The organism is Anabaena sp. PCC 7108 (assembly GCF_000332135.1).
Classification (GTDB): Bacteria; Cyanobacteriota; Cyanobacteriia; order Cyanobacteriales; family Nostocaceae; genus Anabaena.
On the sequence record NZ_KB235896.1, the window covers coordinates 1500041 to 1522240 of the forward strand.

Annotated in this window: 26 protein-coding genes; 15 read left to right on the forward strand and 11 right to left on the reverse strand. The window is 38.8% G+C overall.

Features of this window, described 5'->3' with window-relative positions; genetic code table 11:
- Nucleotides 1-257: 257 nt before the first annotated feature.
- The 4 genes from ANA7108_RS0107515 (at nt 258) to arfB (ending at nt 2149) form a co-directional block, all read left to right on the forward strand.
- Complete coding sequence (locus ANA7108_RS0107515; RefSeq protein WP_016950162.1) at nt 258-542, forward strand: type II toxin-antitoxin system Phd/YefM family antitoxin; 285 nt, start codon at nt 258-260, stop codon at nt 540-542.
- Nucleotides 532-852, forward strand: a complete 321-nt coding sequence (locus tag ANA7108_RS0107520) for a Txe/YoeB family addiction module toxin (protein WP_016950163.1) — start codon at nt 532-534, stop codon at nt 850-852. Before ANA7108_RS0107515 ends, ANA7108_RS0107520 begins: the two co-directional genes overlap by 11 nt.
- A gap of 76 nt (nt 853-928) precedes the next feature.
- Nucleotides 929-1693 carry an ABC transporter ATP-binding protein gene (locus tag ANA7108_RS0107525; RefSeq protein ID WP_016950164.1) on the forward strand — a complete coding sequence of 255 codons (765 nt, stop codon included), beginning with the start codon at nt 929-931 and terminating at the stop codon, nt 1691-1693.
- A 42-nt stretch (nt 1694-1735) separates the two neighbouring features.
- A complete protein-coding gene (gene arfB, locus ANA7108_RS0107530; protein ID WP_016950165.1) occupies nt 1736-2149 on the forward strand; it encodes an alternative ribosome rescue aminoacyl-tRNA hydrolase ArfB in 414 nt (137 codons plus the stop codon).
- 221 nt (nt 2150-2370) lie between these two features.
- Here arfB and ANA7108_RS0107535 read toward each other — a convergent pair whose 3' ends face one another.
- A complete protein-coding gene (locus ANA7108_RS0107535; RefSeq protein ID WP_016950166.1) occupies nt 2371-2904 on the reverse strand; it encodes an orange carotenoid protein N-terminal domain-containing protein in 534 nt (177 codons plus the stop codon).
- A gap of 217 nt (nt 2905-3121) precedes the next feature.
- Between ANA7108_RS0107535 and ANA7108_RS0107540 the strand changes: the two genes are divergently transcribed.
- Complete coding sequence (locus ANA7108_RS0107540; RefSeq protein ID WP_016950167.1) at nt 3122-3499, forward strand: hypothetical protein; 378 nt, start codon at nt 3122-3124, stop codon at nt 3497-3499.
- A 112-nt stretch (nt 3500-3611) separates the two neighbouring features.
- Here the strand turns inward: ANA7108_RS0107540 and ANA7108_RS0107545 are convergent, their stop codons facing one another.
- Both ANA7108_RS0107545 and queG read right to left on the reverse strand, forming a co-directional pair.
- Entirely contained in the window at nt 3612-4250 is a 639-nt protein-coding gene (locus ANA7108_RS0107545) for an HAD-IA family hydrolase (protein WP_016950168.1), read from the reverse strand.
- Nucleotides 4225-5220 (reverse strand): tRNA epoxyqueuosine(34) reductase QueG, encoded by a 996-nt coding sequence (gene queG, locus ANA7108_RS0107550; RefSeq protein ID WP_016950169.1) that lies wholly within the window; start codon nt 5218-5220, stop codon nt 4225-4227. The genes ANA7108_RS0107545 and queG overlap by 26 nt, the downstream gene beginning before the upstream one ends.
- A 221-nt stretch (nt 5221-5441) precedes the next feature.
- On the opposite strand from queG, the gene ANA7108_RS0107555 reads away from it, so the two are divergent.
- Both ANA7108_RS0107555 and ANA7108_RS27020 read left to right on the forward strand, forming a co-directional pair.
- Nucleotides 5442-5963 carry an orange carotenoid protein N-terminal domain-containing protein gene (locus ANA7108_RS0107555; RefSeq protein WP_016950170.1) on the forward strand — a complete coding sequence of 174 codons (522 nt, stop codon included), beginning with the start codon at nt 5442-5444 and terminating at the stop codon, nt 5961-5963.
- A 356-nt stretch (nt 5964-6319) separates the two neighbouring features.
- Entirely contained in the window at nt 6320-6769 is a 450-nt protein-coding gene (locus tag ANA7108_RS27020) for a nuclear transport factor 2 family protein (RefSeq protein ID WP_042490910.1), read from the forward strand.
- Here the strand turns inward: ANA7108_RS27020 and ANA7108_RS0107565 are convergent.
- From ANA7108_RS0107565 to ANA7108_RS0107580, 4 genes are all read right to left on the reverse strand, one after another.
- Entirely contained in the window at nt 6766-7206 is a 441-nt protein-coding gene (locus ANA7108_RS0107565) for a hypothetical protein (RefSeq protein WP_016950172.1), read from the reverse strand. The genes ANA7108_RS27020 and ANA7108_RS0107565 overlap by 4 nt on opposite strands.
- 298 nt (nt 7207-7504) lie before the next feature.
- Complete coding sequence (locus ANA7108_RS0107570) at nt 7505-7933, reverse strand: anti-sigma regulatory factor (protein WP_016950173.1); 429 nt, start codon at nt 7931-7933, stop codon at nt 7505-7507.
- Nucleotides 7934-7936: 3 nt separating this feature from the next.
- Entirely contained in the window at nt 7937-9610 is a 1674-nt protein-coding gene (locus ANA7108_RS0107575) for a SpoIIE family protein phosphatase (RefSeq protein WP_016950174.1), read from the reverse strand.
- A 169-nt stretch (nt 9611-9779) separates the two neighbouring features.
- Entirely contained in the window at nt 9780-10499 is a 720-nt protein-coding gene (locus ANA7108_RS0107580; RefSeq protein WP_016950175.1) for a response regulator transcription factor, read from the reverse strand.
- A gap of 492 nt (nt 10500-10991) precedes the next feature.
- On the opposite strand from ANA7108_RS0107580, the gene ANA7108_RS0107585 reads away from it, so the two are divergent.
- Complete coding sequence (locus ANA7108_RS0107585) at nt 10992-11756, forward strand: WecB/TagA/CpsF family glycosyltransferase (RefSeq protein ID WP_016950176.1); 765 nt, start codon at nt 10992-10994, stop codon at nt 11754-11756.
- 43 nt (nt 11757-11799) lie between these two features.
- Nucleotides 11800-12546: a cell division ATP-binding protein FtsE gene (gene ftsE, locus ANA7108_RS0107590; RefSeq protein ID WP_016950177.1), complete on the forward strand. Its 747-nt coding sequence runs from the start codon at nt 11800-11802 to the stop codon at nt 12544-12546.
- 201 nt (nt 12547-12747) lie between these two features.
- Here ftsE and ANA7108_RS0107595 read toward each other — a convergent pair whose 3' ends face one another.
- Both ANA7108_RS0107595 and ANA7108_RS0107600 read right to left on the reverse strand, forming a co-directional pair.
- The gene (locus ANA7108_RS0107595; protein WP_016950178.1) at nt 12748-13506 is read right to left on the reverse strand and encodes a hypothetical protein; all 759 of its coding nucleotides are present in this window, start codon (nt 13504-13506) and stop codon (nt 12748-12750) included.
- Between the two features lie 125 nt (nt 13507-13631).
- On the reverse strand, nt 13632-14225 hold the full coding sequence (locus tag ANA7108_RS0107600) for a hypothetical protein (RefSeq protein WP_016950179.1): 594 nt from the start codon (nt 14223-14225) through the stop codon (nt 13632-13634).
- A gap of 676 nt (nt 14226-14901) precedes the next feature.
- Here ANA7108_RS0107600 and ANA7108_RS0107605 point away from each other — a divergent pair.
- A complete protein-coding gene (locus tag ANA7108_RS0107605; RefSeq protein ID WP_016950180.1) occupies nt 14902-15801 on the forward strand; it encodes an alpha/beta fold hydrolase in 900 nt (299 codons plus the stop codon).
- Between the two features lie 256 nt (nt 15802-16057).
- On the opposite strand, the gene ANA7108_RS0107610 is transcribed toward ANA7108_RS0107605, so the two are convergent.
- Complete coding sequence (locus ANA7108_RS0107610) at nt 16058-16591, reverse strand: DUF4330 domain-containing protein (protein WP_016950181.1); 534 nt, start codon at nt 16589-16591, stop codon at nt 16058-16060.
- 336 nt (nt 16592-16927) lie between these two features.
- Here ANA7108_RS0107610 and ANA7108_RS0107615 point away from each other — a divergent pair, with 336 nt between their 5' ends.
- Nucleotides 16928-17803: a M48 family metallopeptidase gene (locus tag ANA7108_RS0107615; RefSeq protein WP_016950182.1), complete on the forward strand. Its 876-nt coding sequence runs from the start codon at nt 16928-16930 to the stop codon at nt 17801-17803.
- Between the two features lie 66 nt (nt 17804-17869).
- Here ANA7108_RS0107615 and ANA7108_RS0107620 read toward each other — a convergent pair whose 3' ends face one another.
- Entirely contained in the window at nt 17870-18631 is a 762-nt protein-coding gene (locus tag ANA7108_RS0107620; protein ID WP_016950183.1) for a metallophosphoesterase family protein, read from the reverse strand.
- A gap of 249 nt (nt 18632-18880) precedes the next feature.
- Here ANA7108_RS0107620 and ANA7108_RS0107625 point away from each other — a divergent pair, with 249 nt between their 5' ends.
- The 4 genes from ANA7108_RS0107625 (at nt 18881) to ANA7108_RS27025 (ending at nt 22195) form a co-directional block, all read left to right on the forward strand.
- Complete coding sequence (locus tag ANA7108_RS0107625; protein ID WP_016950184.1) at nt 18881-19159, forward strand: DUF2470 domain-containing protein; 279 nt, start codon at nt 18881-18883, stop codon at nt 19157-19159.
- 361 nt (nt 19160-19520) lie between these two features.
- Nucleotides 19521-19838: a hypothetical protein gene (locus ANA7108_RS0107630; protein ID WP_016950185.1), complete on the forward strand. Its 318-nt coding sequence runs from the start codon at nt 19521-19523 to the stop codon at nt 19836-19838.
- A gap of 93 nt (nt 19839-19931) precedes the next feature.
- Nucleotides 19932-21659, forward strand: a complete 1728-nt coding sequence (locus ANA7108_RS0107635; protein ID WP_016950186.1) for a succinate dehydrogenase/fumarate reductase flavoprotein subunit — start codon at nt 19932-19934, stop codon at nt 21657-21659.
- A gap of 77 nt (nt 21660-21736) precedes the next feature.
- Nucleotides 21737-22195 carry a hypothetical protein gene (locus tag ANA7108_RS27025; protein WP_016950187.1) on the forward strand — a complete coding sequence of 153 codons (459 nt, stop codon included), beginning with the start codon at nt 21737-21739 and terminating at the stop codon, nt 22193-22195.
- The last annotated feature ends 5 nt before the right edge of the window (nt 22196-22200 follow it).

Consider the following 22200-nt stretch of genomic DNA (forward strand, 5'->3'; position numbering starts at 1 on the left):
AATTTGCCCACAATTAACAAAATTTTGCCATCTGACGCACCCTACTAATATGCTGGACGGAAATAACTAATTTGGGTTGATACAGATCATGTTTAATTTGTATATTGCTTAAGTCCTAAAAAATTAAAAATTAAAGATTCAGAAAAAGTTTCATTCTTAGATTTCAGAATTCAGAATAAAAACTACTGTAACGCAAATTTTTGACAGTCACAATCTTATATTGTACAATAATATTGTACAAGTCTTAAAAAAAGATAATGTTAAGCAAAGAAACTACTTACTCTCAAGCCAGATTGAATTTAGCAAGTATTTTAGATCAGGTATGTGATCAACGGGAAATAATGGTAATTAAACGTCGTAATCAAAAAAATGTCGCGTTAATTGCAGAGGATGAACTTTCAAGTTTATTGGAGTGTGTTTACTTATTAAGATCGCCTGAAAATGCTAAACGTTTATTTCGTGCTTTAGAATGGTCTGAAACAGCAACGGAAACTCCTCAAACATTAGCAGAATTAAAAGAGGAGTTAGGAATTGACCCCTAAGAAAAAAAAGCAAGATGAGAATGAAGAAAAACAAGCATCTGGTTATATTCCTATTTTCAGTCCTGATTTTAAAGCAGATTTAGCTTGGTGGTATAGTCAAGATCCCAAAAAAGGCAATAAGATTTTGGATTTAGTAGCGGATATTCTTGATGGTAAACCATTTACAGGTTTAGGTAAACCAGAACCTCTTAAATATATTGCTGCTGATACTTGGTCACGACGCATTGATTTAGAACATCGTTTAGTTTATAAAGTCACCGAAAATAAAGTTTATTTTTTACAAGCTCTTTATCATTATGAATCAGACTAAAATCAAAATTAATCCATATCAACCTTTTTTTTGTTAATGTGTGCAATTAGTAGTTTAAAAAAAGGATATAATTATTGTGGCAAATACTCTGACTTTAACTGATTCAAACATTCCTAATTCAGCACCACCATCAGGAATTATTCAGCTTGATAACATCTTTAAAATATATGGTAGTGGTGAAACAGAAGTAAAAGCACTAAATGATATCAACTTAGTTATAGACAAAGGTGAATATTGTGCGATTATGGGACCTTCTGGTTCTGGTAAATCTACCGCGATGAATATTATCGGCTGTTTAGATCGTCCCAGTTCTGGACATTATTATTTAGACAATCTTGATGTAGCCCAAATCGGTGATACAGAATTGGCACATATTCGCAATAAAAAGCTAGGGTTTGTATTTCAACAATTCCATTTATTAAACCAATTGACAGCAATGGAAAATGTGATGCTGCCAATGGTGTATGCTGGTGTTAAGCCTGGGGAAAGAAAAGAACGGGCTACAGAAGCATTGATAAAAGTAGGTTTAGAAAAACGACTCAACAACAAACCTACCCAATTATCAGGGGGACAACAACAAAGAGTAGCGATCGCACGCGCTATTGTCAACCGTCCCGTTGTTCTCCTTGCTGACGAACCCACCGGCGCACTTGATTCCCGCACAACTCAAGAAGTTTTAGACATTTTTGGTGAATTAAATAGCAGTGGAATTACAGTTGTCATGGTGACGCATGAAACAGAAGTTGCGCGTCAAACTAAACGCATTGTTTGGTTTCGTGATGGTGAAGTGGTACATTCTCACCTGACACCAAGTGAGTTACATCAGCTTGTAGTTTCTTGATTAGAACATCAACAGTCAAATCGAAGGTATTAAAAAACCATCATGCTGCAAATTACCGACAGAACCACCATCCCTATTAGCGAAATCAGTATTAGTGCAATTCGTTCTCAAGGTGCAGGTGGTCAAAATGTTAATAAAGTTGCTACAGCAATTCATTTGCGCTTCGACATCAACGGCTCTTCTCTATCACCGCTTTACAAAGAACGTCTACTCAATTTGGGAGATCAACGCATCACCAAAGATGGAATAATTGTTATTAAAGCCCAGCAACATCGGACTCAAGAACAGAATAAAGAAGACGCTCTTGAACGTCTCCAAACTTTAATCAAAAGCGTCACCGTCATCTCCCCAAAACGCAAGCCCACGAAACCCACGCGCAGCGCTAAAAATAAACGCATTGACAGCAAAACAAAACACGGCGAAATTAAAGCCCTACGACGCAACATCACAGAATGAGTACCACAACTAATACATCTCAGGTAAAGTAATACATTTTCACCTCAACCCAGTTGATTTAAATTAACTCATACCATTTATTTATTGTTGTAAAGACGTTCCATGGAACGTCTCTACGGTATTTATTTGCTGCTTTTTAATTCCTAACTCAAAATTCAAAATTCTGAATTCAGAATTTTGAATTTTGAATTTTGAATTTTGAATTTTGAATTTTGAATTAATTACAAACTCGATGTTTTTCCTGTTTCTGCTTGCGTCGCAATTGGTTTAACATCGCTATAACCCATCTCACCAGCAATTGTCCGCAAAATAGAAATTTGCTCTTGAAATTCTAGTTCTTCAATTTGAGCAAGTAAATCATTAATTTCCTCAGTTGATTCATAATTATCTGGCATTCCTACCACTGTATCCCCCATAGCTTCTGCCCAAACATACCAAATGAACAACTGGTTATTTTCTTTTAATGCCCCATAAGCACGAGAATAGACTGTATCCTTACAGTTAACTATATCCCGCATAATTTCTAGTTGTTCCTCATCCGATAATTGCAAATAGTCTCCTACCAACATGGGAGCTAATTCTGGTTCAGCTGCTGAGGGAGCCGCTGGAGTAACAGTATCACCCATTTTTTCATAAACAAAATATAGCCAAGCTAATTTTGCATCGGTATCTAAAGTATTAAACGCTTCGACTAAATTTTGAGTTGACTGGCTCTGAGCTTGATCAGAAATAGTTTTATTGTAACTCGCGGTCATAATTAATCCTCAGCCTAATTTAACAGTTAAGACTTATAGGATTATCAGACATTTATAATTATGATCTACCTCCAAGAGAAGGATGTTTATTAAATAGCTAAACTTGATATTATCTATCTTGCAATAGATAGTAATATCTATCTTGTGTAAAAAGATTTTAGTAAATTATTTTGATAGACTTGCCCCAGCAATGTAAATCTTAATTAAGGTTTTAATTATGTCTGATAAAGTGCAGCCTAATCCCAGTGAAGCTCCCACCCATGATGCACAATTAGCTGCCGAACAAATAGCTAGTGGTGAAAAAAAAGTACCAAAGGTAAATTTTGAAGCTGATTATGCAGCCGCACAGCAATTCAGTGTCAGCGAAATTGATCGCACAGGTGAAGGAAAAATTGCTGCTGAAGCTGTTACTGCACCTAAATATGAAATCCCTGATCAAGAAGAGACAAAAACTGAAACACAGTCCACAGGTAATCCTGATGATTATGTAGAGATGGCTGATAAAATTGGTGCTTCTAGGATTGAGGCTGTCACAAGTGTTAGTGATGATTTAGTACAACAAGCTTTGCAAAAGGGTGAAGCCGCTAAGGAGTAATTCCAATTAGTTAACATCAACATCAAATACTCATTTTTTGTCCAAGTTCAATCTTTAATTAGGTTGAGCTTTTAACTAATTCTGGGGTCTAAATCTCAATTATAAAACTTAATTACGAATTATTTTTTATCACTTCTAATAATTTGCTTGGATGATCAATTAAAAAATCCGGCTTTTGCTGTAATAATACTTCGGCTGAATTAAATCCCCAAGTCACAGCAATCACCTTGATATTTGCTTTTTTTGAAGCTTCAATATCTCTGGTTTCATCCCCTACATAAATTACTGATTGAGGTTTGATCTGCCTCTGTCTCAATACATTATTAATTATTGTGGTTTTGCCAAAAATCGTCACTCCTGAATGGATAAATTCAAAAAGATAACCTAATTCATGACAATTTAGAAATTCGGTAACATTCTCTTGTGAATTAGATGTAATAATTCCCAGCCGAAAATCTTGATTTTTTAGTTCTATTAGCGCTTCTTTAATTCCAGGTATAGGCTGGAAATCTTTGATTTTATCCTTTAATTCTGATTTAACTTTTTTAAGTAAAAAAGGAATTTTAAACAGCGAAATACCTGAATATTTAATAATTTCTCTAGAGGTTAAATTCCTTAAAAGAGCAAGTTCATTAGGAGTGATTTGTACATAACCGAACTCTAAAGCTAAACGATTAGCAAGAGTTACAAGTGCGTCAACTGTATCAGCAATTGTTCCGTCAAAATCAAATATTATTACTTTCTGAGTCATTCTTTAGCCTAGATGCATCAAGATTAGCACGAGCATTCCGTCGTAACATTTCAGGTTTAATCCGTCGTAAGGCTGATGCTGTAAATTGTCTATCCCACTCCTGATCTGAGATTTGCGCTAATTCTACCAGCTTAGGTGCTAAATTCCCAGCATAAGGACGAAAATCTGTGACATCACTAACTTGAGCAAAACGCTGATTCCAAGGACATACATCCTGACATATATCACAACCTGCTACCCATCCCTGTAAATGAGGTGTCAGGTTTTCTGGCAATGTTTCTGCTCTGTTTTCAATGGTATGATAAGCGATGCAGCGATTGGCATCTACTACAAATGGTTCGGTAATTGCACCAGTAGGACAAGCCTCGATACAACGGGTACAAGTTCCACAATGTTGTGTAGCTGGGCGATTCCTACGGAGCGCTTCGCTATCGCTCTCTAATTCTATATTAGTGAATATTTCTCCCAAAAATACCCAAGAGCCATACTCTCGCGTAATTAAATTCCCATTTTTAGCAATCCAACCAATCCCGGCTTTTTGCGCCCAAACTTTATCTTGCACTGGGCCTGTATCTGCGTAATATCTAGCTTTTATACCTTCACCTAATGATTCTAACCAGGTAGCTAATTGCTTGAGTTTCTTGTGCAACACCTTATGATAGTCCCGTCCCCAGCCATAACGGGAAATTTTGGCGTATTCTTCACCTTCTGGACGTTGATCGGGAGTGTAATAATTTAGAGCCACACACACAAGCGATCGCACTTCTGGCATGACTAAACGAATATCTTGGCGCTTGGGGTTAGCCATCCATTCCATATCAGCATGATAACCAAGTTCCATCCAAGCTTGCAGTCTTTGTACTTCTTTTGCATCTATCTCATTTACAGATGCAATACCAACTAGATGAAAACCTAACTCCCTGGCTTTTTCTTTCACCACACTGCTGCTGGTTGAGGCACAATCATTCATTTTTCTGATTCCGAATTCTGCCAGTAGGTTGATGTTAACTATACATTATAAATTTAATATATTTATCTTTATTAAATTTTGTTCATAAAACTATATGTAAATATTAATGTTAAATTATTAAGAAATAATGCACAATAGTTTTCAAGAGGTCAAGCAACCCAGAGTGATGCAAACCTCCCACTAGTTAACAGCTGACTTAGTTAATAAATTGTGGTGACAATATGACATTCACTTCTGACACAGCTTCAACCCGCTTTTCTGGCGGTTTTAAATACGGTATCCAATCTGGAGATGCTGTAGCTGCAACCACTGCTGTATTCAAAGCCCTCAGCGTGGATGACCAACTAGCTGTACTTTGGTATGCGTACACAGAAATGGGACGTTCCATCACTCCAGCCGCAACAGGTGCAGCCCGTTTGCAAATGGCTGAAGGTCTTTTAAATCAAATCAAACAGATGTCCCATCCAGAGCAGTTAGAAGTAATGCGGGACTTAGCTGCTCAAAGAAATACACCAGTTTCTCGTGCTTACGGTATTTTCAGTGTCAATACAAAATTAGCTTTCTGGTACGAGTTATCAGAATTAATGGTCAAAGGTTTTGTTATTCCTGTACCAGCAGGTTATCAAATCTCTCGTGATGGCGCACAAGTGTTAGAAACACTTAAGGAATTAGATTTTGGTCAACAAATCACAGTACTACGGAAAGTAGTTGCAGACATGGGTGTTGATCCTCTGGCTGACTAAGCAAGTTTAAAAAATTCGTAATTTTGCGGTTTTAATTACCCCTTTTCCATACCTAATTTTTTTACAAGGGTCTAAATCAATAACTGTAAGCCTTTAGCCTCCCATAAGGCTTTACTTTCGGAAATTACGAATTATTTTGGGCGTTGCTCCCATTGCGGGATGATTTGAGAATCTGCATCAATATATAATCACCGCGTCTGGAGTGTCCCCGCGTCCCCGCGTCAGCCTCAATCATCCCCTTATTCAGCAACGCCTTATTTTGATATCCTTCCAACCTCAATGTCTGAATGAATAGTTCTCAGGTACTTCTCTGGGGACTATTCTTTATTAAAAATCCCCAATCCCATAAAACGGCTATGACATCTGCTGAATTTTCGCTATCAACAGAATTTAAGATTGAAGGAATTACCGAAACCAGTATCCTACGTTATTTTTCCACGTTAAACGCTGGAGACTTTACAGCTACTGCTGCGTTATTTGCTGAAGATGGTGTGATGCACCCACCATTTGAACCTGGTATTGTGGGAAGAAATGCGATCGCTGCATACTTACAACAAGAAGCCCAAGATATCCAAGCTGAACCCCATCAAGGAATTAGCGAAAACTTACCAGACAACTATATCCAAATCCAAGTCACAGGAAAAGCACAAACTTCTTGGTGCGGTGTCAATGTTCTCTGGCTATTTATCCTGAACCAACAAGGAGAAATTTTAGAAACTCAAATCAAACTCCTAGCTTCTGGGAAAGAGTTACTTTCTTTGCGTCCACCTAACAAAGAATATACACTTACTTCAGAAATTGTCTAACCTTTAGTAGCAATAGTTTGCTCTAAAGAACGCAATAACAATTTTCTTCCTAACTCAACATCTGATGGCGAACATTGCCAATCTGGGTGTGCGGTCATTAACAGACTATCTAAAGTCTCTTGATCAAAAAGATGCCATACAGGAGCATCATTAATTCTACTTTCTAGAGCATAGCAGTTAGGAGAAACACAGCGAATCATGCATCGACTGGAAATTCTTGCCAAACTCATCATCTCCCCAGGTTGTAGAGAGCGAAATTTACGAATCACTTCTTTGAACTCATCAAAAGAAGACACGATTAACCCAGGAAGAGCCATTGTAACCTTTTTCTCTCCATTCACTGCAATCCAGTAATGACGACTGGGATCAATGCCTTCTAACCAAGGTGATTCATCATCAAGACGATAGCGAGGGGACAAACAAAATAAAGGTTGCATAGTTTAAATTTAGTATTAATTTCCAGATGATTTCCATTACCTGAAATTGGGTTTCAAGTACATAGAAACTCACCCTTTAAGTAAATTATTTAGTAAATAATACTAATAAAGCAAATAAATTTAGCAAAAGTTATTAACTTACTTAATAATTCTTAATTTATTTATTAAATATACACAAATAAAATTATCAGAAATTAATCGGATAAATCAATTAATTTTCAGCATTTCACCTAACTTTGATAGCAAAGGGGAATCATACACCCTGGCGAAAACACATAAATTTTGAGCTAATTTTGAGCTAATTTTGAGCTAATTTTGGGATAGTTGCTTCTAACTTGAGACAGTTAGCACCATCAACTTGCAACTTGTACTCCACTTTATCCATTAGGCGATTCATAATCAGCCACCCATAACCACCTTCTTGCTTCTCCGTAGGATTGGGAGCAAAATAAGTAGACAAATCAAAGCCTTCACCGTAGTCCCAAACTTCGATGGATAACTCACTATCTTTTAGTTCCAAGCGCAGTAAAACTGGTAAATTCGGCTTGTCTTTATGGGCATGACGTACTACGTTGGAGTATGCTTCCACTAACGCCAGCCGCAAACGAACTGATTGCTCTGACCAATCCACTGATTCACCTAGTTGGATTTTTAAGCATCCCAGCAACCAAGTTTCGACGATGTTTACAAAACTCAAATCGCTTGGTACGTGAAGCTCACTTTTCATAATTTATAGAACCTCCAGAGAAAGTATAGTTTGGTCATCTTCTTGCACATGATTGTTTGCTTGGATATGAGTTATTAAGTGTTTAAGAGACAGAGGTTTGGGTTGCTTTTGTATAAGTAGCCACAGTCCTTCTTGATTTAACATAGAACGGTTAGTTGTGCCGGAGCCATGATTTACTTCTATACTAGAATCTGTTTTATTTAATACTCTTGATTCCGTAATTCCGTCACTAGCGAGTAGTAATGTGTCCCCCGAAGCAAGTATCAATCGTCCCGACTGCGCCTGCCATTTCGGTAAAATTCCCAAAGGTACACTGCGGTTTTTGAGGTACTCAGGTTGAGTGACTAAATTTGCTTGACGTGACCATAGTAGAGGATAGATGTGACCAGCATTAGCATAGACAAGTTCCTTGGTAGCAGGGGTGTAAGATGCAATCACAAGAGTAATAAAATAATTGTTACTGATTAAGTCATCAGCAAGAGCGTAGTTGAGATTTTGCATGACCACATTCGGCTCGGCTGGTGATTCTTGAGATAATTCCCGACGCAATAAAGAAATAGCGCTGGCCATGAATAAAGCCGCTGGGACACCTTTACCGGAAACATCACCTACGGCTATCCATAAGTCACCTTTAGGGTGAACAAACACTTCAAAAAAATCTCCTCCCACTTCTCGTGCGGGGTAGCAGCAGGCTTGTACCTTTACACCTTCAAGATCAGGTAAAGTTTGGCGAAGCAGGTTGTTTTGGATTTGGCGTGCTACTTGTAATTCAACCCGGATTTGCTCTTGTTTTTCTTGCAGGCTTTGGTAGAGTTTGGCTTGGGATAGAGCTAAAGCAGCTTGTTCTGCCACACCTGTAATTAGTTGAATATCTTCTTCTTGCCAAGGATGCTCACTTTGCCATTGATAAAGGCACAAAACCGCTAGTAAGTTGTGCTGGTAGGTAAATGGTACAACTAAATAGTGAAAAGGATGTCCATTGTGTGTGCCTTGAGTTAATTGATAATGCTGGGTTTGTAGAACTGCTTCGGTTAAATGAAAGGGGTCGAAGGGTAGATTAATAACTGGGGATTGAGGATCTTGATAGGAAAACAGGTGTTGTGTCAGTTGATCATCCTCTACTAGTTTCAGTAAACAACTGGTAGCGGCAAATGTTTGTCCAATAGTGACAACAATATTTTGCAAAATACTGTCATAGTCTAAAGATTCCCTAATTGTCGTGGTGACAGCGTTAAATAAAGATTCACGTCTGAGAGCATGACGCAATTCTTTTGTCCGCTTTTTTACCAGACAATATGTATCACGGGCTTGCTCAACTAATGCCTTTAGCTGCTCAGGTTTCCAAGGTTTAGTGATGTATTTAAATACCTGACCCGAGTTAATTGCATCCACTAAATCTTCGACATCAGTAAAACCAGTTAGTAAAATCCGAATAGTATCAGGAAAGCTTTCTACAGTCCGACTGAAAAATTCTGTACCATTCATCTCTGGCATTCTTTGGTCAGAGATAATCACCGCCATTTCCCCGACTTGCTCTAAGATTGCTAAGGCATCATAGGCATTATCTGCTCTGTATACTTTGAAGTCTCGCCAAAAGGTGCGGTAGAGTAGGTCTAAGTTATCTGGCTCGTCATCTACCACCATGAGCTTGAGCTTTTCTACCTCTGGTTCAGTCATATTTGACTATAATTTTCAGTTCGTTCTTATGGCAAGATAATACCAAGTTTAGATCACTTGATCATCAACTAACCATCAAAAAGCATTCTTTTACATTTATTAAAAATTTAAACAGCCAAAAGGCTATTTCAAATCTATGATCTGCCTAAATTCAGAGAATTATAGAGATTTATTCCACTAATCCAGTACGTAAAGCGTGTACCGCTGCCTGGGTGCGATCATCAGCACATAGCTTGTTAAGAATATTGCGAACGTGAGTTTTTACAGTGCCAATGGTGATGTAAAGTTTTTCTGCTATCACTGCATTGCTACAACCTTCTACTATTAATTGCAATACTTCTAATTCTCTTTCTGTGAGGGAGTTAGATTCAATAGGCTGTTGATGTTCGGCTGATTCTGAAGAATCTACAAAAGGTTGATGATCTGAGGATTTAGATGTTAGGCTAGGTGGATTTTGTTGAGCTTGTTGCAATACTATACGAGCGATCGCTGGATCAATCCAAGCATTGCCATCATAAGTTACTCGCACCGCTTCTAGTAAATTATCGAATTTGATATCCTTCATACAGTAAGAGTCTGCCCCTGCGGCAAAAGCCGCCAAAACAGCTTCTTTATTATCACGCAGTGTTAAAATCAACACTTTTGTCTCTAGATATTCACTTTTAATAATGGCTTTTAACTCTCTGGTTAGCTCAATTCCATCCTTATCTGGTAAACCGATATCGACAATCGCAATATCAGGTTGTAATTTTTTTAACATTTTTAGCCCTTCAACCGCATTGGCAGCTTCTCCTACAACTTCAATTTCATCTTTTTGTAGTAGTGCTGTCCGAATGCCCACACGAGTGAGATCATGATCTTCAATTAGCGCGATCCGAATTTTACTCATAGTCAACTTATATCAGTTATACTAAGTTTTACAATCTTTACACTTAGAAGGTGTGAGATTCTTCATTGACAGTCAATCTAACCATTTTACTCAACATCTCTGACCGTAGTGTAGCGGGAATTTTTGCCATTATGAATACTTTTATATCTATTCAAGTATGGCAATCATCTCAAATGTGTAAATTGACTCTCAGAATAGAATAGTGATTCTGAGGGAACTCTTAACAGAAAAAACTCATGTTTAAAAACATAAGATTGAAATAATGACACTGTTTCTGATCTATTTCCTGTTCCTTGTGTCCTTTTTTTTGGAAAAATCTTGGTAAAAAAACAGATATTTCAAGTTATCTTCAAATAACTACTCATAAACTAGATTTTTGAGTTTCAACAGCAATGAAGCAAAAACTAAGCGGATGTGTCCCATCTACCTGGGAAAAAATTTGATAAACTTAGCTTCAATATAATTTACTGTAGGTTTAATTAAGTAAAATTTATGTATAAATCACCTAGGGTATCTTCCGTATTAGGTTTACCAGTCCATGTCATGACAAATTATACAGACTGGTTGCTAGAATGCTTACAACAAGGCAGAGGAACTCATGTAGTTACTCTCAATGCAGAAATGACCATACAAGCCGAGCGAAACCAATCCCTAACACAGGTAATTCAAAAAGCTGACTTAGTGATTCCAGATGGAGCTGGAGTTGTTCTGTATTTGCAGTGGCTGTTAAGGCAAGAAGTACAACGTTGTCCGGGAATTGAACTAGCAGAAAAACTGTTACAAGAACTTGGTCAACAAAAAACTGCGCCTACAGTATTTTTCTATGGGGGAGCGCCAGGGGTAGCGGCCACAGCAGCAGAGTTGTGGCAGATGGAAGTTCCAAATCTAAGTATAGCAGGTACTTACTCAGGCTATCATTGTCCAGAAGAAGAAGAAGTATTACAACAAACTTTGACTCAGTTACAGCCACAAGTCATTTTTGTGGGTTTGGGAGTACCACGTCAAGAGTTGTGGATTGCCAAAAACCGACATTGGTGTCCTCAAGCAATTTGGATAGGGGTTGGTGGTAGTTTCGATATTTGGTCAGGTAAAAAAACTCGCGCTCCCCGATGGTTAGCTAATAACAATTTAGAATGGCTATATCGCTTGTATCAAGAGCCTTGGCGTTGGCGACGAATGTTGGCTTTGCCTGAGTTTGCACTAAAAGCCTGTGTTTATCGTGTAACTGTTAGGAGCGCTAATGGTGTTGAGTGCTAATTAGGAAAGAGTTGATTGGGAAACAACGGATAACTGATAAGCGATGCCAATGTTAAAAGCTCCAGAACAGACAAACACATCTGTTGATAACAAGGTACAAGATAGTCAACAACAGGGTAATCAAGCCCAGACAATGGTGGAATTACGCTCTGTAACTAAGACTTACACCACAGGCTATCATGCCCTGTTAGATGTGAGCCTAGAAATCAAAAAGGGAGAATTTCTTTTTATTACCGGCGCTAGTGGTTCTGGTAAATCGACTTTTTTAAAATTATTGTATGGACAGGAGTTACCTACACAAGGAGAGGTAATTGTTGATGATTTGAATGTAGCAAACTTGCAGGGCGATCGCTTGTCATTTTTGCGTCGTCGGATAGGTATTGTCTTCCAAGACTATAAACTCATTCCTCAGCGAACAGTAGCAGAAAATATCACTTTTGTACTGCAAGCTCAAGGCTATACTCGTAAAGAAATTCAACGACGCTTGGAACCAACTTTAAAATTAGTAGGTTTGTTGTCTAAAGCAGACCGCTTTCCTGATCAACTTTCTGGGGGTGAACAGCAGCGAGTAAGTATCGCTAGAGCAATAATTGCTACTCCACCTTTATTGCTGGCAGATGAACCAACAGGCAACCTTGATCCTGATAATTCATGGCAAGTAATGCAGATTCTGCAAAAGTTAAATACTTTTGGCGCGACGGTAATTGTGACTACTCATGATGAACAACTAGTCAGACGGTGTAATCATCCAGTTGTGCAGGTCAAAAATGGACGACTATATCGGAAATAGGCGTTGCTGAATAAGGGGATGATTGAGGCTGAGGCGGGGACGCGGGGACACGGGGAAGCGGGGACGTGGAGACGCGGTGACGCGGTGACGCGGTGACGCGGTGATTATAGATTGATGCAGATTCTCAAATCATCCCGCAATTATGCAACGCCCGGAAATAAAAATAAAAAATTAAGTTCAAGTAGCTTGGAGTCATCACTTTTATGAATGATGAATAATTTCCTGTTTAACTTTTGCAGATACAGGTACAAAAGGTTTGGCATTGCTGGATAGTAGAACTTGTAAACCTTCCAAGCTTTGTAAACTATTCAAAGCTGCTTCACGAATTACTGTTTCCTTCTCTTGACTTAATAGAAGTTGCAAGCATTGGATAACTTCTGACTTGACTGAAGTATCAACTTGCTTACGAGTGATAAATTTAGTGAGTTGACGCACGGCAATTAACCGTTTCAATGGGTCTGTTTCTATTAAGTTTTTCAATAACTGATCAAGACGATCTTGCTCTTGATTTGCTTGCAGGCTAAAGATTTGCCAAACCAATAAAATTAAAGTCAACAACGTTCCCAAACCTTGCACAATCATACCAGTGGCTATCCAATGACTTGGGGAATCAACCCAGATAGCAGCAGTCATATAAGTAATGAAAGTAGCAATACCGCCACTGGCAACTGCTAAAGCTAATCTAATATTAGTACTGTTTAAAAATCTCTGTGTTTGTAACCAACTTAGTTGCCAGTTCCATCTTGGTATGGAGTAAGCCAAGATCATGACCCCAATCCCAATTGTAAGTGCTAACAGCAATTTCCAGTTCCAAAACAGCATGGCCACGAAAATGGTGATAAAGGCAAGAATGCTGCCAGGTTCAGAAATACGCTGTAAAGTTTGCCGTTTTGGGCTTCCTATCTTGATCTCTGGAAGTCTGTTGATTAATTGTCGCCAAGAAGACGAAGCCTGAGCCACAGTTTTTTCCTACTTGATTACAAAATTGTGTCATGGATAAGTTTTACCTGATATGGTCATCCTCATCTCAGGTTAATTGTACTGTTTACTTTTAATTTTACTTTTTTTACTCAGCACTGTTTCGGTCAGAATGAAAAACAAAACTTAAATTCATCAAGGGTAAAGTGGCCGTCGAAACAGCAGAAGTTAACTCTGGTGATATTATTGATCGTGACGGATAGTGGCTGATTTGGGAGTATCCCGGAGTCAGAATTGACAAGATTAGCTGTAGGTAAAACTGATTGAGTCAGTAAGTTATCATCTTGGTCGTAAGCGGAAAGCACTAACCGTTGGGAACTAATCACTAAAGAACTAACTAAGTTGACAGGACGTAAGAAAGTAGCTTCTAAAAATGCACTTTGGGGAGATCCCATTAAAACTTTTAGCCCTGAATGTCCAGAAAATAGTGGATTCGACGGCTCTATTGCTAATGAATTGTGAAAAATGACACCCAATTCCTGATATTGACAATCAACTGCTTCAAAAGGTTTCAGATTGTCCAAGTTTAAACAAATGCATCTAGAAGATATGGGTATTTGTTTAGCATCAATTTCCGCTGCTTCCAGTTCCTGCCAAGCTGAAGTAATAATTTGGTTTTGGACACCACTTCGGTGAGGCTGAAATTTATTGTTTTCAAGGGTTTGGACTTGATCTAATTGAAGAGTAGCCTGATTTATCATGACACCCTGCTTTACCGTTGTCTAGAGATTAATCACATCATTAAACATAAGACTTACGCATTGACAGAAAACATTAAATATAGGGTCTGGGTTTCAGTCTCTTGTCAGGTGCGTTAGATTTATAAACATAGAGTAGATATAAAATTCCGTAACTTCTGAATAAATAAGCGCTTATTCCTGCATAGACAAAGAGGCTCAATAATTGATTTAGGTCAGCTTTGCGACTATCTTTAATGCTCGAAATTGACCGTGATTTCTCTGATAGATTAACATAAAAATTTATGGGGAGCAGCGCGATTTTGTGAGGTGCGTAAATTTCAGGTGCTAAATCACCTATTTAGGGGTGCGATCGCGGCAGAAAATGTGTTTTTATTGAGAATTAGGCAATTTAATTGAGAATTAAAACCCGATCTAACAAAATCGCATCGCTCCCAAATTTATGTTGGTCTTTATTTAGCTGTAATTCTCAGTACGTTTAAAAAGCTTTATTTTATAATAGTTTCAGTATGATTTTTGGGAATGATAGAGAAAACCACACTAAATCTTTATCAACTGTTTAAGGATTTTACATTTACAGAATCTAAACCATAGTCGGAAATTATCGGGAGTTGATACGCAATAAAGCAACGACAATTTTTAACATCAGTCTACTTAGTTTAAACAACAAAACATACATATGTTACAACCACTGGGATTTGAGCAGCGCTCGATTAATACCTCACTAGGTAAGATGGTATACTATACTGCTAGTGGCTTGCCTTGGCAGGATAAAAGTGAAAAAACTGACAAGGAAACTTTAGTATTTTTACATGGCTTTGGTGGTGGGTCTTCTGCTTATGAGTGGTCGAAGGTGTATCCGGCTTTTGCAGCTGAATATCGGGTGATTGCACCAGATTTAATCGGTTGGGGTAAATCTGATCATCCACAACGCAGTTACAAAGTTGATGATTATTTGACGACGATTCGGGAGTTTATTGAACAGACCTGTACAAGTCCAGTCACAGCGATCGCATCTTCTTTGACGGCAGCGTTTATAATTCGGGTAGCGATCGCTGATCCTGATTTATTTAAGTCGTTAATTCTAGTCAGTCCTGCTGGTATTTCCGACTTTGGACAAGACTACTCCCGCAGCTTTTTTGCCCAATTGGTCAGCGTTCCCCTAGTTGACAGATTTGTGTATAGTAAGGGAATTGCCACAGATGCAGGTATTCGCACCTTTTTAGAACAGCGACAATTTGCTCAAGCTAATCGAGTTTATCAAGAGATTGTGGAAGCTTATTTACAATCTGCACAAGCTCCAAATGCCGAGTATGCAGCTTTGTCCTTTGTCCGGGGAGATTTATGCTTTGATTTATCTCTTTATGTTCAACAGTTGACAACTCCCACGGCTATGATGTGGGGACAAAAATCGCAATTTACTGCTCCTGAAGTTGGTCGTCGCTTGGCGGAAATTAATCCCCAAGCTATTCGCTTTTTTCAAGTTTTAGAAAATGTAGGATTAACACCGCAATTAGAATTACCTGCGGTGACAATTGGATTAATTCGCCGATATTTAACTTTGCTAAAGGGTAATTAAGGATTGGGGTGATGAGGATGTTATCACCCAATTACAAAAGAAGGGAACAGGGAACAGGGAACAGGGAACAGGGAACAGGGAACAAATAAAAAACTAAAGTTTAAGAGTTTAAAGCTCAGTCAAAAAAAAGGATGTTTTTACAAGGAGAGTGACACGAAAAAAACAGTGTCATTATTTCAATCTCACGTTTTTAAACATGAGTTTTTTCTGTTCCCTGTTTCCTCTGAAGAATTACTCATCACCCATTACCAAAATGCTATTTATCTTTTAGGCGAATATCAATGACGGAAGCGTTGAAATTATAGTTAAAACCTTCTAATTCAAAAGGCATTCCGATTTTTACTTTATTATTACCTAAAACTGGACCGCTGTCGGTAACTTGAGCTTGGCCTGCTAAAGTCAAAAGAAAATCTGTACTAAAATTATTTGATCTTGGGTCTGGTAATTCTTTGACAGAACCGTCTGGTTGGGGAACAGAAATTGTTCTAGGTAGTTCTTGAATTGATTTTATTCCAATTTGACCATAGGGTTGATTACGAATAATTACACTTGTTTTACCACCTTTGGTAAATCCTTGTTTAAATAACTGCTCAGGATCACGGATATTTAAACCACGAACCACTAAATCTACCTCCATTGGTACTGTTTTTTTACCGACTTGAGCAACAGAGCCAGAGGTTCCGGGAAATATAAAGATGCCAAATATAACTAGCAAAATTACCAGCCCAGCACCTAAATCGAGTAAGTTGATTTTGCCGAATAAGCGACCTTTTGAATCTAAAATAGCCATAATGAAGTTGTGTCAGTGATTGTAAGAGCAAGGTTTTGGCGGAAAGTGGCAATTTTCTCTATTTGGTAATAACTTAAAGCTGCTTGGTGTTGGGGTCATGGGTCAGTCTATCATTTACTGGGACAGTTCCCAGCAATGGCAGCCGAAAGCCAACTAAGTTGCAGTTGAGAATTTCTGATTTTTAATCATAGCTCAGACTTTGAGGGTTTTCCGCGTGGTAATCTTGGAGTCGATATAGTAGTTGAGATTAAGGGTATTAAGTTGAGAATGCAACTCCAGTAGCTATAAATACGTCCCCTATTTTAAGTTCTCACGCAACTCTATTTTCTGAAGATTATGATTAACTGGAATGGATTTTTAAGAAATTACCGTCTATGGCAGCGCCGCTGGTTGTATCCGTTGATTTCGCTAAGTGTTGCTATTAGTCTGTGCTTGAGTACATCCCTTCCTAGTCAAGCGATAGATATCTGGCAGATTATACGCAAGGCTACGGAAATAGCACCGCAAGTAACGCAGGTAATTCAACTGTCTAATTTATCAATTAGGGACGAAGTTGAGCTTGGTAAGCAGATGAATGATGAATTGCAGCAGGAAGTTAGACTTTCTCGCAATCAACAGCTTAATCGCTATGTAGATCAAGTTGGTAGACGTTTAGCCGCTCATAGCGACCGCGCTAATATTCCTTATACTTTTCAAGTGGTTGAAGATGAAGCTGTTAACGCATTTGCTACTGTGGGTGGCTTCGTTTATGTGAATACGGGATTATTAAAAGTGGCAGATAATGAAGCGGAACTAGCTAGTGTCATCGGTCATGAAATGGGACACATTGAAGGTAAGCATTTGGTCAACCAGATGCAACAAAGAGCGATCGCTAGTGGTGTAGCTACAGTAACAGGTTTAGATCGAAGTCAAGCTATAGGTATTGGTGTCGATTTAGCTCTAAATCGTCCACGTAGTCGTCAAGATGAATATGATGCTGATCGAAGAGGATTAATTACCTTAACACGCACTGGTTATTCTCAATTAGCGATGGTTTCGTTTATGAAAAAACTACAGGGAAAGAGTTCGGTTCCCACGTTTTTGAGTACACACCCTGGAGCCAGCGATCGCGTATTAGCTCTCCAACGTCAAATTAATAGCCAACCAAGCAAGGGAAATTATGGCTTGGATAATACAACTTATAAAGCTAATATCCGAGCCTTTTTACCGTAGAAACACTGCCTTGGTTAGTTAAAAAATACCCCCATATTGTCATTGCTCTCAACCTAAACTTTCATCTTAGGCTCGTTGCTTATGACGATTACTAACTTTAACTTTCTTTGGCTCAACTATACTTACTGCTTTTTCCAAAGGTAGAGTCCGAACGCAGTGGTTAAAAACATTGGCTTGATAAACCAATTTATTGGTAATGTCTAGCCCGGTTAACCAACCACTGCGAGGATGATAAGCACCGGTATCAATGTCTAACCAGCCTTGTCCTTGTGCTAATTGCCCAGGAGCCACCCCTGGTAGACTGAAGGTGATAGTGTGTCCGACAATAATTAATTTGTCCTGAAAGTAAGGCTGTTGAAGGCTGTGAAATTCATCACGTATCCAGCAAAGATCATCTGCTGTCTGTTCTGATACAGATTTATCGGGATCTACACCTGCATGAGTTAACCAAACATCTCCCAAATCAAGATAGATAGGTAAACTTTCAAACCAATCAATATGATCTTGGGGAATTTGGGCGGTTTGATAACTAGCAATAGTTGCTTGTCCACCACTATACAGCCATGCGTGCATTGTTTGATTAGAACTAGATTTGTTACCAACCACGCTCAGTAACATTTGTTCATGATTACCTAGTAGACAAGAATAGTTATTCTCTTTAACAAAATTTACTACTTGTGCGCTTTGGGGTCCACGATCAATTAAGTCCCCCAAAAAATACACTTCATCTGTTGATGTAACTGCTATTTCCGCCAACAGAGTCATTAAACCTTGATAGTAACCATGTACGTCCCCAATAATAATTCTTCGTGGACTAATTTCGCTCATCGGCTCTTGTCTTGAATAAATTTACTAGATACTTTTACTACAGTCTTATTTGTCTAACTTTCTTATGACTAAGTTACTAAATACCTGATACCTGATGAATTACATAACTGAATTTTAAACAAATATCTTCAGTGACTTAATCAGTGACTTAAGTAAAATCTTATCAGATATAACATACCTATTGTAAATGTAAATCCAGTATAGCTTAAAATATAGATGATATTTATCTACCTTGTTGGGAGCAGCACAATGTCTGATCAGTTTTCTCCAGAAATTAGCGATCGCATCTGCAAACACATGAATGAGGATCATGCTAATGCTGTTGTTATCTACGCACAGGCTTTTGGGAATGTAAAAAATGCTACGGTAGCCCAGATGCTCTCAATTGATGCTGAGGGTATGAATTTAAGCGCAGAGGTAAATGGAGAAACAGTACCAGTTCGCGTCCAGTTTGATCATATTTTAGCAGATGCGGAAGATGCTCATCAAACCTTGATTGCAATGGTGAAACAAGCACGGGTGAAGTAGTATTGAGTGCTGAGTGCTGAGTGCTGAGTGCTGAGTGCTGAGTGCTGAGTATTGAGTATTGAGTGCTGAGTGCTGAGTGCTGAGTGATGAGTGATGAGTGATGAGTGATGAGTGATGAGTGATGAGTGATGAGTGATGAGTATTGAGTGCTGAGTATTGAGTATTGAGTGCTGAGTATTGAGTATTGAGTATTGAGTAGAAACAGCCTCACATAATTTTCTAGTTTTTGTTGGATTATTTGGAGCATTAACAACTAAATTGTTAAGTGATATTACAAACCTTGGCAAAATATTGAGAAATTGACCGCTAGTCAAACATGGCTCTAAGGTAGAACCTATAGGATAAAATTGAGGCAAATAAGATGAATAAGAATAATATTCAAAACTATCGGTTTGTCTGCACCTTGACTTTTGGTGATATTTACGGTCAAATCATTGTTTGGTTAATCACAATTACTATCAGTTTAGCATCGGCTTTGGCGCTGATGGGTGCGAGAAGACCAGTGTATGCTTTAGCTACAGTCGGATTAGTAGTTTTTCTGACACTGCCTTTCTTGCTGTTTGCCTTTGTGACGACATTGTTAAATCATATTGAATTAACTGCTATAGAACCGGGGACAAAAATGGAACCTATACCAGGTAATATTTCTCAGCAACAACCTGTACAAGCAACTAGTTGAGAAATGGGTAATTGGGTAATGGCAATAAACTAATAACTTAAGATAACATCCCTGTCTAGAGGCAGGGTATTTTTTTGCAATTGGGGGTTGATTATGTTACAGCATGATGTAATTATTGTTGGTGGTGGTTTGGCGGGATGTCGGGCTGCGCTAGAAATTGCCCGCACTGACCCTAGTTTAAATGTGGCGGTAGTTGCCAAAACCCATCCGATTCGTTCTCACTCCGTTGCTGCTCAAGGTGGTATGGCAGCATCTTTGCAAAATGTTGACCCAGAAGATAGTTGGGAAGCACACGCTTTTGATACTGTCAAGGGTTCCGATTATTTGGCAGACCAAGATGCTGTAGCTATTCTCACCCAAGAAGCGCCCAATGTGGTAATTGATTTAGAACACATGGGAGTTTTGTTCTCGCGTCTTCCTGATGGTAAAATTGCTCAACGGGCTTTTGGTGGACATTCCCACAACCGCACTTGTTACGCTGCTGATAAAACTGGTCATGCAATTCTGCACGAATTGGTGAATAATTTACGGCGTTATGGTGTGCAGATTTACGAAGAATGGTATGTAATGCGCCTGATTTTAGAAGATGGACAGGCAAAAGGTTTGGTGATGTTTCACCTGTTAGATGGGCAAATTGAGGTGGTGCGGGCTAAGGGCGTGATGTTTGCGACGGGTGGATATGGTCGCGTTTATAACACTACATCTAATGATTATGCTTCGACCGGTGACGGTTTAGCAATGACTGCGATCGCTGGTTTGCCTTTAGAAGATATGGAATTTGTGCAGTTTCATCCTACTGGTTTATATCCTGTAGGAGTGCTGATTTCCGAGGCTGTGCGGGGGGAAGGGGCGTATTTAATTAATGCTGAGGGCGATCGCTTTATGGCTAATTATGCGCCTAGTAGAATGGAATTAGCTCCTCGTGATATTACCTCAAGAGCGATCGCTTATGAAATTCGTGCCGGTCGTGGTGTCAATCTCGATGGTAGCTCAGGTGGACCCTTTGTTTACCTAGATTTGCGCCACATGGGTAAAGAAAAAATCATGAGTCGCGTTCCCTTCTGTTGGGAAGAAGCACACCGTTTAGTAGGTGTTGATGCTGTCACTCAACCGATGCCAGTCCGTCCCACAATTCATTATTGCATGGGTGGTATACCAGTTAACACCGATGGACAAGTCCGCAGCAGTGGAGATGGTTTAGTTGATGGCTTCTATGCTGCTGGAGAAACGTCTTGTGTTTCCGTTCATGGTGCCAATCGTCTCGGTAGTAATTCGCTGTTAGAATGTGTAGTTTATGGCAAGCGCACAGGGGCAAGTATAGCCAGATATGTGCAGAACCGCAAATTACCAAATGTAAATGAGCAACATTATATTACCGAAGCAAAACAACAAATTCAATCTTTACTAGAACAACCTGGAAAATATCGAATTAACCAAATTCGCCAAGAATTTCAAGACACAATGACGCAATATTGTGGAGTGTTTAGAACAGAAGAATTAATGCGAGAAGGTTTGCAGAAACTTGAAAAATTACAACAACAATATCCACTGATTTATTTAGATGATAAAGGAACTTGTTGGAACACGGAATTAGTAGAAGCTTTGGAATTGCAGAGTTTAATGGTAGTAGGACAGACAATTTTAGCATCAGCTTTAAATCGTCAAGAAAGTCGCGGCGCACATTTCCGGGAAGATTTCCCAAATAGAGATGATAGTCAATTTCTGCAACACACAATGGCTTATTATTCACCAGCGGGAATTGATATTCAATATCGTCCGGTAATGATTAATATGTTTGAACCAAAGGAGAGAAAGTATTAACTCTAGTTACTAGTTATTCATTTGCGGAGATTTTATAGTTTTTAGGGTGCGTCGGACAAGATTAGGACTAAAGCTGCGTGTCACACCAAAAATCTATTGTAGGGTGTGGTTCGGCAAGCTCACCAACCACGTCAGATATCAAAAATCCTATTGTTGGTACTTGGGCTGCTAATGCGTTGTTGCGGTGGATAGGTCAGATTGATGTTGCGGTAAGTGCGCCAGTTGCGTTAGTTGATGCGGTTAAGAGTGGAGTTATTGCTTCTTATGAGGAGTTTAAGTCTGTCGCATTGGATGTTTATGACAAGTTGAATAACGATTACAACCTAGATGATTTAGTACCTATCTATCGCATTAGAAGAGAAATAGGTGAACGAGTTAGCCGTGAAAAATTCAATAAATGGCTAGTAGAAATGCAAGCTGATGACATTTTGCAGCTAATTGCCGGAGAAATACCAGACTTTACCTCTGATAAACGCGAAGATTCAATTTCTATACCTGGTACACAACTACGTTCTTACGCTAAACGCTTGAGTTAATCAAA